General features: G+C 65.1%; 11 protein-coding genes and 1 pseudogene. 6 read left to right on the forward strand and 6 right to left on the reverse strand.

Annotated elements, in window-relative coordinates; all coding sequences use genetic code 11:
- The first annotated feature begins 39 nt into the window (after window positions 1-39).
- The 5 genes from hisC to ACP69S_RS12830 all read left to right on the forward strand — a co-directional run bounded on the left by hisC (window position 40) and on the right by ACP69S_RS12830 (window position 5,114).
- Window positions 40-1,161 carry a histidinol-phosphate transaminase gene (gene hisC / locus ACP69S_RS12810; RefSeq protein WP_425997766.1) on the forward strand — a complete coding sequence of 374 codons (1,122 nt, stop codon included), beginning with the start codon at window positions 40-42 and terminating at the stop codon, window positions 1,159-1,161.
- 18 nt (window positions 1,162-1,179) lie between these two features.
- Window positions 1,180-2,250 (forward strand): 4-hydroxyphenylpyruvate dioxygenase, encoded by a 1,071-nt coding sequence (hppD, locus tag ACP69S_RS12815; protein WP_425997768.1) that lies wholly within the window; start codon window positions 1,180-1,182, stop codon window positions 2,248-2,250.
- Between the two features lie 173 nt (window positions 2,251-2,423).
- Window positions 2,424-3,704 (forward strand): homogentisate 1,2-dioxygenase, encoded by a 1,281-nt coding sequence (gene hmgA / locus ACP69S_RS12820; RefSeq protein WP_425997770.1) that lies wholly within the window; start codon window positions 2,424-2,426, stop codon window positions 3,702-3,704.
- Between the two features lie 31 nt (window positions 3,705-3,735).
- Window positions 3,736-4,743 (forward strand): fumarylacetoacetate hydrolase family protein, encoded by a 1,008-nt coding sequence (locus ACP69S_RS12825; RefSeq protein WP_425997771.1) that lies wholly within the window; start codon window positions 3,736-3,738, stop codon window positions 4,741-4,743.
- Window positions 4,740-5,114 carry a Rieske (2Fe-2S) protein gene (locus ACP69S_RS12830; protein ID WP_425997772.1) on the forward strand — a complete coding sequence of 125 codons (375 nt, stop codon included), beginning with the start codon at window positions 4,740-4,742 and terminating at the stop codon, window positions 5,112-5,114. Before ACP69S_RS12825 ends, ACP69S_RS12830 begins: the two co-directional genes overlap by 4 nt.
- 168 nt (window positions 5,115-5,282) lie before the next feature.
- Here ACP69S_RS12830 and ACP69S_RS12835 read toward each other — a convergent pair whose 3' ends face one another.
- The 5 genes from ACP69S_RS12835 to ACP69S_RS12855 form a co-directional block, all read right to left on the reverse strand.
- The gene (locus ACP69S_RS12835; RefSeq protein WP_425997774.1) at window positions 5,283-6,791 is read right to left on the reverse strand and encodes a spinster family MFS transporter; all 1,509 of its coding nucleotides are present in this window, start codon (window positions 6,789-6,791) and stop codon (window positions 5,283-5,285) included.
- A gap of 656 nt (window positions 6,792-7,447) precedes the next feature.
- Window positions 7,448-7,654, reverse strand: a complete 207-nt coding sequence (locus ACP69S_RS12840; RefSeq protein ID WP_425997776.1) for a hypothetical protein — start codon at window positions 7,652-7,654, stop codon at window positions 7,448-7,450.
- 134 nt (window positions 7,655-7,788) lie between these two features.
- Entirely contained in the window at window positions 7,789-10,017 is a 2,229-nt protein-coding gene (locus ACP69S_RS12845; protein WP_425997777.1) for a S9 family peptidase, read from the reverse strand.
- Window positions 10,018-10,199: 182 nt separating this feature from the next.
- Window positions 10,200-11,312 carry an alkaline phosphatase D family protein gene (locus ACP69S_RS12850; protein WP_425997779.1) on the reverse strand — a complete coding sequence of 371 codons (1,113 nt, stop codon included), beginning with the start codon at window positions 11,310-11,312 and terminating at the stop codon, window positions 10,200-10,202.
- Between the two features lie 88 nt (window positions 11,313-11,400).
- Window positions 11,401-13,731 (reverse strand): TonB-dependent receptor family protein, encoded by a 2,331-nt coding sequence (locus tag ACP69S_RS12855; protein ID WP_425997781.1) that lies wholly within the window; start codon window positions 13,729-13,731, stop codon window positions 11,401-11,403.
- Between the two features lie 261 nt (window positions 13,732-13,992).
- Between ACP69S_RS12855 and ettA the strand changes: the two genes are divergently transcribed.
- Window positions 13,993-15,660 (forward strand): energy-dependent translational throttle protein EttA, encoded by a 1,668-nt coding sequence (ettA, locus tag ACP69S_RS12860; RefSeq protein ID WP_425997783.1) that lies wholly within the window; start codon window positions 13,993-13,995, stop codon window positions 15,658-15,660.
- A 127-nt stretch (window positions 15,661-15,787) separates the two neighbouring features.
- Here ettA and ACP69S_RS12865 read toward each other — a convergent pair.
- Window positions 15,788-16,042 (reverse strand): annotated as a pseudogene (locus tag ACP69S_RS12865) (hypothetical protein); the annotation flags it as partial.

Here is a 16,042-nt window from a genome sequence, read left to right on the forward strand (position 1 = left end):
CCGCTATTTTCACCGCTGTTCATTCGAGGAGCGGTTTCCATGCTGGTTGTCGACCAGAAGCCCTTGGCTTCGGCCGTCCCGTCGCCCATCCGCGCGGCCCTTGAAACCGTCCAGGCCTACAAGGCCGGCATGACCCTGGCCGAGGCCGGCCGCCGCGCGGGTCGCACGGACCTCTCCAAGCTGGCCAGCAACGAGAACCTGTTGGGCCCAAGCCCGACGGTGGTCGCCGCCGTCCAGGCCGCCCTAGCCTCGTCCGAGATCTATCCCGACCCCTATTGCGAGACCCTGCGCGACGCCCTGGGCTCCAGTCTGTCAGTCGACCCGGCCCGGATCGTGGTCTCGCCGGGCTCCGAGGCGCTGATCGACTACCTGTTCCGTGCCGTGATCGCGCCGGGCGAGACGATCCTGCTGTCGACCCCTACATTCCCGGCCTACGAGATCTTCGCGAAATGCGCCGAGGCGACCATCGTCGACGTGCCACGCCTGGCCAATTTTGATCTCGACGTCGAGGCCTTCAAGGTCGAGGCGTCCAAGGGACCCAAGCTGCTGGTCCTGTGCACGCCCAACAATCCGACCGGCAATGCGATGAGCGGCGTCGATATTGGCGAGATCCTGGCCGTCACGCCGCGCTCGACCCTGGTCTTTATCGATGAGGCCTATCGCGAGTATCACGAGGCCTTCAACATCTTCGCCCTGCTGGAAGCCTGGGGCGGGCCCTGGGTGTCGGCGCGCACCTTCTCCAAGGCCTATGGCCTGGCCGGCATGCGGGTGGGCTATGGCGTCGCCTCGTCAGCCGAGCTGGTCGGCTATCTGGATCGCCTGCGTCCGCCCTTCAACGTAACCTCGATCAGCCAAGCCGCGGCCCTGGCCGCCCTGGCCGACCTTGAGCATCTGGAGCGCACAGTCGCCCTGACTATCGCCGAACGCGGTCGCGTCGAAGCGGCGCTGGACGCCATGGGCGTCGAGCACACCAAGAGCGAGGCCAATTTCGTGTTCCTGCGCTCGCCGGCCGGCCCGGAAGCGACGACCGCGCGTTTGCTGCAGGAAGGGCTTATCATCCGCCCGACCCCCGTGGCCGGCGGCTGGGTCCGCATCACCATCGGCCGTCCGGTCGACAATGACCGCTTGATTGCCGCCTTGCCGGCCGCGCTCGCACGCTGAGCCTTGGGAGACATGTCCATGCCTATGACCGCCCAAAATCCGCTCGGCCTTGATGGCTTCGAGTTCGTTGAATTCACCAGCCCCGATCCGGCCGCCATGAAGGCGCTGTTCGAGGCGCTGGGCTTCGTCCCCGCCAGCAAGCATCCGACCAAGGCCGTGACCCGCTACAAGCAGGGGCGCATCAACCTGCTGATCAATGAAGAGACGACCGGCCACGTCGCTGAGTTCCGCGCCGCCCATGGCCCGTCGGCCAACGGCATGGCCTTCCGCGTCGAGAACGTCGAGACGGCCTATGCCGAAGCGCTGAAGCGCGGCGCGGTCGCCGCCGACGCCAGCAAGACGGTGCTGGGGGCCGGCGCTCGCGTGCTGGAGGGCATCGGCGGCTCGATGCTGTATCTGGTCGAGCGACACGGCGACCTGGGCACGATCTATGACAGCTGGGACCAGGTTCCGGGCGCGGCTCTTGCCGAGGCCAAGAACAATGTGGGCCTGGATCTGCTCGATCACCTGACCCACAACGTCAAGCGCGGCCAGATGCGCACATGGTCAACCTTCTACCGCGACGTCTTCGGCTTCGAGGAGCAGAAGTATTTCGACATCAAGGGTCAGGCGACCGGCCTGTTCAGCCAGGCGATGATCGCGCCCGACAAGGCCATTCGCATCCCGCTCAACGAGAGCCAGGACGACCAGAGCCAGATCGAGGAGTTCATCCGCCAGTACAATGGCGAGGGCATCCAGCACCTGGCCCTGACCACGCCGGATATCTACGAGACCGTCGAGAAGCTGCGCGCCAGGGGCGTGAAGCTGCAGGACACCATCGAGACCTATTACGAGCTGGTCGACACGCGCGTTCCCGGCCATGGCGAAGACACCGAGCGTCTGCGCAAGAACCGCATCCTGCTGGACGGCAATGTCGGCGAGGAAGGCCTGCTGCTGCAGATCTTCACCGAAAACCTGTTTGGCCCGATCTTCTTCGAGATCATCCAGCGCAAGGGCAATGAGGGCTTCGGCAACGGCAACTTCCAGGCCCTGTTCGAAAGCATCGAGCTGGACCAGATCCGCCGCGGCGTGATCACGGTCGAGCCTTGATCCATTACGGTTGTCATCCCGCCCCGGCCTTGAGCCGGGGGCGTAGCGCGAAGATCCGGGACCGACGCTGAGCGCGGCGCTTTCGGCGGTCCCGGATCTACGCCCGGCTTTCGCCGGGCTTGTCCGCGATGAGAATGTTATGGGTGCTTAGAGAAACGAGCCAGGGACCAACCATGGACCTCCGCTACCAATCCGGCTTCGGCAATCACTTCGCCACCGAGGCCGTACCTGGCGCCCTGCCGGTCGGCCAGAACTCGCCGCAGCAGGTTCCGTTCGGGCTCTATGCCGAGCAGCTGTCGGGCACGGCCTTCACCGCGCCGCGCCATGAGAACCGCCGCAGCTGGCTCTATCGCCTGAGGCCGAGCGCCGGCCACGGTCGCTATGAGCCCTACACCCAGCCGACGCTAGCCAGCGGACCCTTTGAAGGTCCGGTCACGCCGAACCGCCTGCGTTGGGATCCCATCACGGTTCCGGATGTGCCGACCGACTTCGTCGATGGCCTGAGAACCCTGGCCGGCAACGGCGACGTGGCGACCCAGGCCGGGATCGGTGTTCACCTGTATCTCGCCAACGCCTCGATGCGGAACCGGGTGTTCCAGAACGCCGACGGCGAGCTGCTGATCGTGCCGCATCAGGGCGTGCTGACGATCGTCACCGAACTGGGCGTCCTGACCGCCGGGCCGGGCGAGATCGCCCTGATCCCGCGCGGCGTGCGCTTCCGGGTCGAGGTCGAGGGACCCTCGCGCGGCTATGTCTGCGAGAACTATGGCGCGGCGTTCAAGCTGCCGGACCTGGGTCCCATCGGCTCCAACGGTCTGGCCAATCCGCGCGATTTCGAAACACCCGTCGCAGCGTTCGAGGATATCGAGGCGCCGACCCAGGTGATCCAGAAGTTTCAGGGCGGCCTGTGGGCCAGCCAGTGGGATCATAGCCCACTCGACGTGGTCGCCTGGCACGGCAACCTCGCGCCCTGCAAATACGATCTCTCCCGGTTCAACACGATCAACACGGTCAGCTTCGACCATCCCGATCCTTCGATCTTCACGGTGCTGACCTCGCCCAGCGAGATCCCCGGCACCGCCAATTGCGACTTCGTGATCTTCCCGCCGCGCTGGATGGTCGCCGAGCACACGTTTCGCCCGCCCTGGTTCCATCGCAACGTGATGAGCGAGTTCATGGGCCTGGTGCACGGGGCCTATGACGCCAAGGCCGGCGGCTTCTCGCCCGGCGGCGCCAGTCTGCACAACGCCATGAGCGATCACGGACCCGATCTGGCCAGCTGGCAGGGCGCGGTGGCGGCCGATCTGAAGCCGCAAAAAATTGAGAATACCCTGGCCTTCATGTTTGAAAGCCGATGGGTGATACGCCCTACGCGATTTGCTCTGGAGCATTCGTCGCTTCAGGCCGACTATGACGCCTGCTGGTCGGGCTTCCCCAAGGCTCGCCTGCCTTAACGATAACGATAACGATAAAGAGGAAGCGCCCATGAAGCTCGCGTCTCTCAAAGGCGGCCGCGACGGCCGGCTGGTGGTGGTCTCCAACGACCTGGCCTGGTTCACGGATGCAGCGACCATCGCGCCTACCCTCCAGGCGGCGCTGGATGACTGGGGACGATGCGAAGCGCTGCTGCGCGGCCTGGCCGAGAGCCTTGAGCACGGCGGCGTTCCCAAGGAGCGCTTCCACGAGCACGACGCCGCCAGCCCCTTGCCTCGCGCTTTCCAGTGGTTGGACGGCAGCGCCTATGTGAACCACGTCCAGCTGGTGCGGCGGGCGCGCGGCGCCGAGATGCCCGAGACCTTCTGGACTGATCCGTTGATGTATCAGGGCGCGTCCGACGGGTTCCTGGGGCCGCGCGACGACATCCCGCTGGCTGACGCGGCCTGGGGTTGCGACCTTGAAGGCGAGGTAGCGGTGATCGTCGGCGACGTGCCGCTGGGCGCGACCCGGCAAGAGGCCTTGGCGGCGATCAAGCTGGTGATGCTCTGCAACGACGTGTCGCTTCGCAACCTGATCCCGGACGAGCTGGGCAAGGGTTTTGGCTTCGTGCAGTCCAAGCCGGCCAGCGCCTTCTCGCCTGTCGCCGTGACGCCGGCCCTGCTGGGTGACGCCTGGAAGAACGGCAAGCTGCACGGCCCGCTGCTGGTGTCGCTGAACGGCGATGACTTCGGCAAGGCCGACGCGGGTGTCGACATGACCTTCGACTTCGGGACCCTGGTGGCCCACGCCGCCAAGACCCGCGCCCTGTCGGCGGGCACCGTCATCGGCTCGGGCACGGTCAGCAATCGCGGCGCCGACGAGGGACCGGGCAAGCCGGTGGCCGAGGGCGGCCTGGGCTATTCGTGCCTGGCCGAGCTGCGCACCGTCGAGACCTTGGTGCATGGCAAGGCCAGGACGCCATTCCTGCTGGGCGGCGACACCGTGCGGATCGAGATGAAGGACGCCAAGGGCCACTCGATCTTCGGGGCCATCGAGCAGACGGTCGAGCGCGTTTGAGCGATGAGATTACCCTCGCTGGCCGTGTCTGGACGACGCCGGCGGGGGTGAACCTCGGGCCTTTGGAGTTGATCGCCGACGGCGCCGCGCGGAACTATGTGCTGCAGATCGGAACTAACCGTTTCCACGGCTTCGTGGTCCGGCGGGGCGAGGCGGTGTTTGGCTATGTCGACCGCTGCCCGCATGCCGGCCTGCCATTGGCTCAAGTGTTAGACCAGTATCTGACGCCGGATGGAGGGCTGATCGCCTGTTCCTGGCATGGGGCGATGTTCACAGTAGAGGAAGGGACCTGCGTCGGTGGTCCTTGCAAGGGGGCTAGGTTGTCGCCCTGGCCGGTGGTTGTCCGCGAGGGGCGGGTTTTCACCACCTGAACTTTCCAAAAACCCGCTCTCCCCGGCGAAGGCCGGGGCCCAGATCTGGCCTGAGCGTCTGGTGATGACGCGCCCTCGATCAAGGCCGTAGACGCCACCTCCCCGGGTTCGATCTGGACCCCGGCTTTCGCCGGGGAGAGCGGAGAAGAGGTGGCGCTTGGGGATGCCCTAAGCCTGAGCCACCGCCCGTTCCTGCATGTGCTTGACCATGCCGATGCCCGCCAGGGCGTAGTGCAGTCCAGCCCAGGCGTAGAAGCACAGCGAGACGATGATCCCCTGGCGGCTGGCCAGGGCCAGGGTGGTGCGGCACTGGTCGGCCAGTTCGATCGGCGAGCCCTTGGGCGCGACGCCGCCGGGGCAGGCGGCCGCGAAGTTGGTCGCGGTTTCCGGCAGGCCAAACGAGCCGAACAGCGAGGCGATCAGGCCGCCCGGGTTAGGCGTGTTGAAGTTGTACTGGGCCAGGTGGTCGATCAGCCAGCCAGTGAAGACGGGTCCGCCGCCTAGAGCGATCAGGTTCAGGAAGAAGAACAGGATGGCCGTAGCGGTGGCCCGGCGGCGCGGATCGACCGAGTTCTGCACGACGCCGAAGGTCGGGGCCAGATAGACGTAGTGGAAGATGCCCGGCACTAGCAGGATCATGGCCGTGGCCTGCCAGCTGGTCTGCAGATAGGCCAGGATATAGATCGGCGTGCAGACGATGAGGCCGATGGCTGGCGTCCAGGCGTACCATTTGGCGCTCTTCTTACCGGCCCAATCGCTGAGGAAGCCGCCGACCAGGGTGCCGATGCCGGCCGAGAAGCCGCCGATCAGGCCGGTGATCAGGCCCACCTGGGCCAAGCCCAGGCCGAACTCGCGAACGAAATAGGAGGGCACGAAGGCGCCGGAGCCGTACGAGCCGAACGAGGCGATGGTCACGCCCAGCACCATGTGCAGCACGGGCCATTTGCCAAACAGCACCTTGGTCACAGCCCACATCTCGCTGAATTCGTTGCCCATCGAGAAGGCCGGCTTGGGGGGCTCAACGACAACGTCCTCGGCCTCGAGGGGCAGCTCCTTCATCTCGGAGTGGCCGCGCGGCGGCTCCTTGACCACCATCTTGACGATCACCGCCAGTATGATGCCGGGCAGGCCGACGATCACGAAGGCGACGCGCCAGCTGAATTCCTGGGCTAGCCAGCCGCCGGCCACCGCGCCGAACATGGTGCCCAGCGGGATGCCGAACGAATAGATCGACAGGGCCGTGGCCCGCTGCTTGGGCGCGTAATAGTCGCTGATCAGCGAATGGCTGGGCGGTGAGCAGCCCGCCTCGCCGATGCCGACCCCGAAGCGATAGGCGGCCAGCTGGGCAAAGTTGGCGGCGCTGCCGCACAGGGCGGTGAAGCCCGACCAGATCACCAGCGACACCGAGATGATCGTCACCCGGTTCCAGCGCTCGGCCAGCCTCGCGATGGGAATGCCCAGCAGGGTGTAGAGGAGGGCGAAGTAGAGCCCGCCCAGCAGGCCCAGCTGGGTGTCGGTCAGTTTCAGGTCGACCTTGATGGCCTGACCGATGGTGGCGATGATCGTGCGATCGATGAAATTGAAGGTGTAGGTTGCGAGCAGCAGCCCCAGCACCGTGGCCCTGTAGCCGTTGGAATACAGCGGTTTGGTCCCGCTGGACGCGATCGCGTCAGCCATGCTGGCTCTCTCCCTTCAAACATTTGTTCTAATTGTTGAGGGGACTGTAGACGTAACGGAAGTCTCAGCGCCAGAGGGGAAATTGGGGCGTGTACGCGCAGTTTCGCAACCTCACGCGGGAAACCGCCGAGTTGGTGGGAAGGGTCGCGGAGCGCCCGGGCCTCGCCCGGATGTGAGGGTGTAGAATTACCGTTTCGACGAAGGCAGACGCTCCGCGTGATCGTTATCCCTCAGGCCGGGGCGCGCAGGTCTCGTTCAACCTTTTGCCCCCATCCGGGCTTGCCCCCTTCGAAACCGGACCCAGCCCTTGAGCTGCAGCCACGGTCTTCCCGGGGACCCGGAACGAACCTTCGGACGGGCGGGCACCCTGGCAGATCCCCGATGGACAGGTTTACGTCCCCTGTCCTCTGATTAAGTCCGCCGGTCCCGCTCTCGCGACTCCGGCAAACCCCGCTCGATCACCCCTGACAGCCGTCGCTGGTCGCCGGCCGGACGCCCTTCCCGTGCTGTCAGGTGAGATCGATTATGCGGGCGGTTTCAGCGCCGAGGATTGGGGCGATCAAGAATTTTGCAAGCCGCTGATCTGGCTGGGGTTTGTTCTGAAAAGAACGGGGATGGAGCGCGGCCTGTTCCCGTACTCAGCCGCCATGCTCGCCTTAGTGCAGCGTCGCCGCCGAGTGCATCCAAGCCGCCATGGTGCGGGCCTGCCGGGCGTCGCGCTCGTCTTCGAGAGCCATTTCTTCCAGCGTGATCGCCGCAAGCAGCCACTCCTCGAGATCCGACTCGGAGGCGAGGCCCTGTTCCAGCGCGTCCTTGACCGCGTGGATCAGCAATTCGACGGCTTCGTCGGTGATCTTCGTCATAGCGCTTCCTCACATCAGCGCAGACGAGGGTAGAGAGTGCTTCGCGCCGCAGGCCCGCGACAAATGGTCAGCAAGGGCGGGCATTCTGACGCAGCCACCGTTCGCAGCGGACGCCGCGAACGGTGGCTGCGGGGCTACTGGCCCTTAAGCTTGCGCCCGAAGAATTCCAGGTGGGTCTTCAGAACGCTCAGGCCCTTGGTCTTGCTGCCGGGCGCGCTGTGACGCTCGCCGGGATAGAGCGCCATTTCGAACGGGATGGCCTTCTTCTGCAGAGCCGCCATCAGGCGGGTGCTGTTTTCGAAGATCACGTTGTCGTCGGCCATGCCATGCAGCAACAGCAGGCTGCCAGGCTTTAGCTTGTGGAGCAGGTTGAGGCTGTCGGAGCGGGCATAACCGTCCTTGTTCTCTTCCGGCTTGCCCATATAGCGCTCGGTATAGGCGGTGTCGTAAAGGCCCCACTCGGTCGGCGGAGCCCCGGCGGCGCCGGCCTTGAACGGGCTGTCGTCAGCGGTCAGCATCATCAGGGTCATGAAGCCCCCGTAGGACCAGCCCATGGCGCCCAGCTTGTCGGCGTCCACATAGGGAAGGGTCTTCAGATAGTTGGCGCCGACCAGCTGGTCGTCGACCTCCACCGTGCCCATGCGGCGATCCAGGGCCCGCGCGAACTTGGCCGAGCGGTTGGCGGTGCCACGGTTGTCGAGCCGGAAGACGAGATAGCCGGCTTCGAGATAGGTCCGTTCCGACGCGCTCTGCCAGGTCTTCCTGACGTTCTGGGCGTGCGGGCCGCCATAGACGGCGACGATGGCCGGATACTTTTTCGACGGGTCGAAATCGGCCGGCTTCAGCAGGGCGTAGTGCAGGGCCTCACCGTCGGCCGCCTTCAGGGTTCCGTATTCCGGCGTGGTCAAGGTCGAGGCATAGGGCCAGTAAGGATGCCCCTCGGCCAGCCTGTTCTCCTCGATCCAACGCACGCGCTTGCCGTCGGGGGCGTAGAGGGCGGTCTGGGGCGGGGTATTCGGATCGCTGTAACTGCCGGCGAAGGCGCCGTTGGGCGCGACCTTGGCCGTCCACCAGCCGCCGGCCGGGGTCAGGGCCTTGGGCTTGCCATTCTTGCCTTGGGGAGCCTTGGTGTAGGAAATCTGATAGATGCGGCGCTCGATCGGCGTGTCGATGGAGGCGCCGAAGATCACGACCTTGCGCGTCTCGTCGACGCCCTCGACCCGGCTCATGGGCCAGTCGCCCCGGGTGATCTGGGCGATCAGCTTGCCGTCAGCGGCGTGGCGATAGAGGTGGTTGAAGCCGGACTTCTCCGACGACCACAGGAACGTGCCATCGCTCAAGGGACGGAAGTCTTCGGTGACCTCGATGAAGTGCCGGTCGGTTTCGGTCAGGACCGTCTTGCCCTTGCCCGTGGTCGGGTCGAAGGCGATGAGGTCCAGGGTCTTCTGGTCGCGCGACAGCCGCTGAACGTAGACGGTCTTGCCGTTGGCCGACCAGTCGACGCGGGCGACATAGATGTCCTTGTTCGTGCCCAGGTCCAGTTGCACGTCCTGGCCGGTGGCCATGTTGCGTACGAACAGATCGACGACCGCATTGGGGCGGCCGGCGCGCGGATAGCGCTGCAGGACGACCGTGGCTCCGCCGGGGCCGATGTCGGCGCGGGGCACGATGTCGACGCCGCTCTCGTCGACGCGCGTATAGGCGATGTGGCCTTCGCTGGGCGACCACCAGTAGCCGCTGAAGCGATCCAGCTCTTCCTGGGCGATGAACTCGGCGACGCCGAAGGACAGCGCGTCCTTGCCGTCGGTGGTCAGGGCCTTTTCGGCCCCGCCGTCGACGGGCTTCACATACAGGTTCTGGTCGCGGACATAGGAGACATAGCCGCCCAGCGGCGAGACCTTGGCGTCGACCTCGTCGCCTGGCGTCTGCGTCAGGCGGCTGACCTTGCCGTCGGAAACGCTGTCCAGATAGAGGTCGCCGTCCAGCGGAACCAGGATGAAGCGGCCCTGGCTATCCCAGCTATATTCGACGATGCCGCGCGACGAGACACGGGCGCGCTCGCGGCGGGCCTTCTCGGCTTCCGACAATTCCTTCGCGCCCGAGGACAGGGTCGCCGAGTCGATCAGGCGGTAGGGCTCACCGCCGGCCACGTCAGCCGCCCACAGGTCCTGGACGTTGGCGGCCTCGGCCTTGGACTTCAGATAGGTGACGCGCTTGCCGTCTGGCGACAGGGCCACCCCCTTGGCCGTGGGGCCGCTCAGGCTGGGATCGGCGAAGATACGTTCGGGGGAGAGCTTTTCCGCCAAAGCGGGCGACGACAGGGCGAGGCACGCCGCGAGGGTGGTAAGCGAGGGTCTGATCATGGCGCGGGACGCTAGTGCGGGGGCGCGATGTTGTCAGCAGGGAAAAGTTTGATGGTTTCCAGATCCTCCCCCTGAAGGGGGAGGCGGCCGTCAGGCCGGTTGGGGAAGACCGCAATGAGCCGGTAGCACTTCCCCCTCCGTCGGCTTCGCCGACACCTCCCCCGCTGGGGGGAGGATTTTCGTCAGGCGACCCGCAACGTCCCCGCATCGATCACCTGCGTGATCTTCACCGCGCCCTTCTCGTCATGCACTCGCGCGGTCACCACTGGCGCGGCGCCGCTCCAGTCGATCTCGATCATGCCGAAATTGCGCTCGCGCAGAACCGGCGAGGCGCGCAGGGCGTTGGGCGGGATCACTGGCCAGACCTCGGTAAGGCCCGAGGAGGTGATGTCCCAGATCGGGTAGGGGACGTTGGTGTCCAGGCGCGAGACCTCGGCATAGTGGGTGTCGCCGCTGATGCAGATCAGGCGGTCAGCCTTCTTGCGGCGAACGGTGTCCAGCAGGCGCTGGTGGTCTCGGGCGTAGTTCACCCAGCCCTCCCAGCCGGCGAAGTCGGCCAGGACCTGCAGGCTGGAGCCCAGGATGCGCAGGTCGGCGGGCTGGGCCAGTTGCTGCTCCAGCCAGGCCCATTGCGGCTCGCCGATCATGGTCGCGTCGAGGTCGGGGATGCGGTCGTAAGGTCCGGGCGTTTCCTTGCCGGACAGGCCGCGCGCGGTGGCCCAGGCCTTGTAACCGCCCGGGAAGGTCTTCTCGACCAGGGGCGTGCGGTTCCAGCGCAAATCTGGAAGGATGAGCTGCACGCGCTGGCCGGCGGGGCCGAACACATAGGCGGCATAGATGCCGTCGCGGGTGCGGCGCACGGAGTCGGCGGGCTCGCCCCAGAAATCGCAGAACTGGCGGCGGCTCTCGGCCTTCATCGGATAGTCGGCTCCGGCGTCGTTCTCGCCGAAGTCATGGTCGTCCCAGATGGCGACGACGGGGATGGTGTCGCGCAGGCGCTTGAAATGCGGCTTGGCGGCCAGCGCCGCGTATTTGGCGGCCATCACCTTGGGATCGCGCGTATCGGCATAGATGTTGTCGCCCAGGAAGACGAACAGGTCGGGCTTAGCCGCGAAGATCGCCTCCCAGATCGGCTGGTCCTTGTCCTGCTTGGCGCAGGAGCCAAAGGCTATGCGGGTCACGGGCTTGTCGAGCTTGGGGTGCGGCGCATCCACGATGGCGGCATGGGCGGCGGGCGCGATGGCCAAGGCGGCGGCCGAGAGACCCAGGGCTGAACGGCGGGAGAGATCGGTCATGGCGGGCTTTCGGCGAGTGTTGGTAAAGCTTGAACGACAAAGGGCCGGGAGTCGCCTCCCGGCCCAAGGCTTGAGGATCTGACGGTTTCTAGAACTGCTTCTTGATCGTCACGAAGCCCTGACGCGGCGCGCCGGCCAGCAGGGTCTGGTTGTCGCCCGAATTGCCAAAGCCGTTCGAGCCGATCGTCGAGACATATTCCTCGTCGAGCAGGTTGGTGACGTTGGCCTGCACTTCCAGCCCGTTCAGCAAACCTTCGCCCTGGAAGCGATAGCCGGCGGTCAGGTTGACGATGGTGCGCGATGGGACCTTCTGGTCGTTGGTATAGGTGAAGAACCGCTCGCTGGTGTAGTTGGCCGCGACCTTGGCGTAGAGGCCGCCGTTGTCGTAGGCCAGCTCGGTCTTGAGCAGGTGCTTGGGCGTATCGACTGTTTCCTTGCCAGCGGTCGCGGCGACAAGAACGCCCGACCCGTTGCGCACGTCGTCACTGTAGCTGGAGTCGTTATAGGCGTAGGAGCCGAACACCGACCAGTCGGCCATGAAGCGCCAGGTGCCGGCGGCTTCGACGCCCTGGGTTTCGACGCTGCCGACATTGGCCAGGACGACCGGGTTGCCGACGATGCCGGCCCCGACCTGGGTGCCCAGCAAACGGTTCTCGAAGTCGACGTGATAGGCGGTCACCACGCCCTCGAAGCCGTCGCCCCGAACGCGCCAGCCCAGTTCGATGGTCTTGGAGGACTCCGGCTTTAGGGTGCTGCGGATAGCGTTGAAGCCGGCCTGGGTGGTCGAGAACGGGCCAGCGGTCGCGGCGCTGACGAAGGCGCGGATGTTTTCGGAGTACGAGCCGAAAACCTCGTTGTTGTCGTTCAGTTTCCAGTTGGCTCCGACCTGAGGCAGGAACTTGTCGCGCGAGATGATCGAACCGTCGATCGCGCCCGAGGCTGGCGCAACGATCGTCCGAGCGGCGTTCTTGACCCGTAGCGACTTGAAGCCGGCATTGACCGTGAGCGCCTCAGTCACCGACCAGGTGTCCGAGAGGTGGAACTGGCTGGTCAGGGTTTCGAAGCGATAGGCCCATTGCGTGAAGAACGGATCGGACTGGAAGTCCAGGCTGTCGCGTTGCGGCGCGGCGCGGTTGAGGGCGTAGAAACGACGCGCTTGATGGAAGTCGTTGTCCTCGTACCACCAGCCGCCTTCGATCCGATGGTCGCCCAGAGTCACGGTGGCGCCGGTGATCAGACCGGTCCGGTTGATGTCGTACTCGGTGGTGCGGATCGAGATCGGCGCGTTGTTAGTGGTGGCTCCGGGCGTGTAGGCGTTAGGCGAAGGCACGTACGGCGTGAACCACAAGCCTTGGCCGGTGTTGCCGTGGCCGTAGACCGTGCCCGAGAGCGTGATCATCTCGTTGATCGGCGCATCGATGGTGATCGCGCCGATGGTGTCGTCCCGCAGGCCCGCGGCGTCGAAATAGGCATCGTCGATGGTGGTGAACGGGGCGGGATAAACAGAGCCGGCCGCTGGATTGGTCGGCGGGGTGCCCGTGTCGCCACGGTTGTTGCCAATGTCAGCCAGGCGAACCGCGAGCGGCCAGTTGTCCGAGATGTTGTCAAAGCCGTAGCCGAGGCGATTGATCATGCCCAGCGACAGGTCCTGATAGTCGTTCTCGCGACGCTTGGAGCCGTTGATGAAGGCGGTGAGGGTGGCCGGACCGGCCGGCTGCACCAGCTTGAAGCCAAATTGCTCCTGCTTTTGCTGACCGTCGCCCTTCCACTTGTCGCCATTCTGGTTGACGTAGCTGACATAGGCCCGCCCGCCGCTCGGCAGGACGCCCGTGTCGAGGCGGAGATGGGCCCGATAGGTGCTTTCCGAACCGCCTGTGACGGCGGCCAGAATGCCAAACTGTTCCGACGGGTCGCGCGAGCTGAATTTCAGTGTGCCGCCCAGGTTCGATGTCGAGGCGGTGTCGAGTGCGCCCGAGCCTTGCGCCAGTTCCACCTCGCCCAGATCTTCGCTCGCGATCGCGCGGCTGATGTGCAGGCCGTTGTGATTGCCGTAGCTCATGTCGCCCAGCGGCACGCCGTCCAGGGTGAAGCCCAGCTGGTTCTGGTTGAAGCCGCGGATCGAGATGCGGGTCGACCATTCGTAGGCGCCGAAGGCGTCGGCCGACTGGAAGTTCACCCCGGCGAGCTTTTCGATAGCCTTCAAGGGGCTGGTGCCGGCGGCTTCCAGCGACAAGGCATCGGACGTCAGGGTCTGGACCGAGCGGCTCTGGCCTTGACCGAGCACGACAATGGCTTCGACCGTGGTTTCATCGGCGGCGCTGTCAACGGCGCTGGCCGGCGTTTCGGCGGCCAGCGACGGGCTGGCGGCCAGCAGCAGCAGGGCGGCCGAAGCGGCGCCCAGCATCAGATTATGTTTCATGGTCTATCCCCTGCCCGGTCGCGCGGGGAGCGCGCCGGTTCTCAGGCTCGGGTAACAGCGCTCCGCGACGGTGCAGCGACGGAACGATGTTGCTTAGCTGACGGTCTCGCGACGAAACGGTGAAGCTCGACCACTTCGAATATCCTCGCCAAACAGCGAGAAGCGGACCGAGGACCGGCCGCCGACATTGCTTAAATGGCCCCCGACCGCTATCTCAGCGCCCGTCCCCCCGACTTCCGACCAGCGAGATCCGGCCCAGCCATGGCGCAACAGTATATTTTCCAGATGCAAGGCCTCACCAAGGCCTTCCCAGGCGGCAAGAAGATCTTTGAGAACATCTGGCTGTCGTTCTATTCCGACGCCAAGATCGGCGTGGTCGGGGTCAACGGTTCGGGTAAGTCCACCCTGCTGAAAATCATGGCCGGCCTGGACGATCAGTTCTCGGGCGAGGCCAAGGCCGCCGAAGGCATCCGCCGGGGCTACCTGCCTCAGGAGCCGGTGCTGGACCCGACCAAGGACGTCTGGGGCAATGTCATCGCCGACTGCGAGGACAAGCTGATCTTCGACCGCTACAATGAAGTGGCCAACAAGCTCGGCGAGGACTATTCCGACGAGCTGATGGAGGAGATGACCAAGCTCCAGGAGATCATCGACGCCCGCGACCTGTGGGACATCGACTCCAAGGTCGAGATGGCCATCGACGCCCTGCGCTGCCCGCCCAACGACTCCAGCATTCAGGACCTGTCGGGCGGTGAAAAGCGCCGCATCGCCTTGGCGCGCCTGCTGCTCAGCAAGCCCGACATCATGCTGCTGGACGAACCCACCAACCACCTGGACGCCGAGTCGGTGGCCTGGCTGCAGCATCACCTCGAAAACTTTCCGGGCTGCGTGATCCTGGTCACCCACGATCGCTACTTCCTGGATCAGGTCACCAAGTGGACGCTGGAACTGGATCGCGGCAAGGGCATCCCGTACGAAGGCAACTATTCAGGCTGGCTGGAGCAGAAGACCAAGCGCGTCGTCCAGGAGCAGTCGGAGTCCGACAGCCGCCAACGCGCCCTGACCCGCGAGCTGGAATGGGTGCGTTCCAGCCCCAAGGCCCGGCAGTCCAAGTCCAAGGCCCGCCTGGCGAGCTACGAGGAAATGGTCTCGGCGCAGGAAAACGCCCGCTCCGCCCAGACCCAAGCTCACATCCAGATCCCGCCTGGTCCGCGCCTGGGCAACCTGGTGCTGGAAGTCGAAGGCCTGGAGAAGGAATATGGCGACAAGGTCCTGTTCAAGGACCTGTCTTTCCGCCTGCCGCCGAACGGCATCGTCGGCGTTATCGGCCCCAACGGCGCCGGCAAGTCGACGCTGTTCAAGCTGATCACCGGCCGCGAGCAGCCCGACCAGGGCACGGTCAAGGTCGGCGACACCGTCAAGCTGTCGTTCGTCGACCAGAGCCGCGACGCCCTGGATCCCAACAAGACCATCTGGGAAGAAGTCTCAGGCGGCACCGACGTGATGATCGTCGGCAAGCGCGAGATCAACTCGCGGGCCTATGTCGGCAGCTTCAACTTCAAGGGCGCCGACCAGCAGAAGAAGGTCGGCCTGCTATCGGGCGGTGAGCGCAACCGCGTCCACCTGGCCAAGACCCTGGCCACCGGCGGCAACCTGCTGCTGCTCGATGAGCCGACCAACGACTTGGACATCGAAACCTTGCAGGCCCTGGAAGAGGCCCTGGAAGAATTCGCGGGCTGCGCCGTGGTCATCTCCCACGATCGCTGGTTCCTGGACCGCCTCGCTACCCACATCCTGGCCTTTGAAGGCGACAGCCACGTCGAATGGTTCGAAGGCAACTTCGAGATGTACGAGGAAGACAAGAAGCGCCGCCTGGGCGCGGACAGCCTGATCCCGAAGCGGATCAAGTTCCAGAAGTTCGCGCGGTAGGTCGCCGGGAGCCGTTGGACACTGGAGCGGCCTCCGCGAGAAATCGCGGAGGCCGCTATCATGTGCGCGCAAGGGGCGATTTGATGTAGTCGCGCTATATTCCGGTTGAGTTTGTCATGGCCATGTTTCATGGTCGCTCCACGTGTATGGAGACGTCGAGTGGCTGATTTCTTTGGGACCAGCGCGGCAGAGTTGCTGGTGGGCACGTCCGGTAACTGTTTGGTCCCGGACTTTGATGGGTTGGATCGACGTTGAATCTGTCGGGCTCTTTTGTCCAGATTTTGCAGATGTATTCGTATGGGGTCAGGCCGTTGAGGGTCTTCAGACGGCGCGCGAAATTGTAGGCGTCGATGAAGTCGCCGAGGTGGCGGCGGAGATGATC

The organism is Caulobacter sp. DWR1-3-2b1, assembly GCF_049895765.1.
Classification (GTDB): domain Bacteria; phylum Pseudomonadota; class Alphaproteobacteria; order Caulobacterales; family Caulobacteraceae; genus Caulobacter.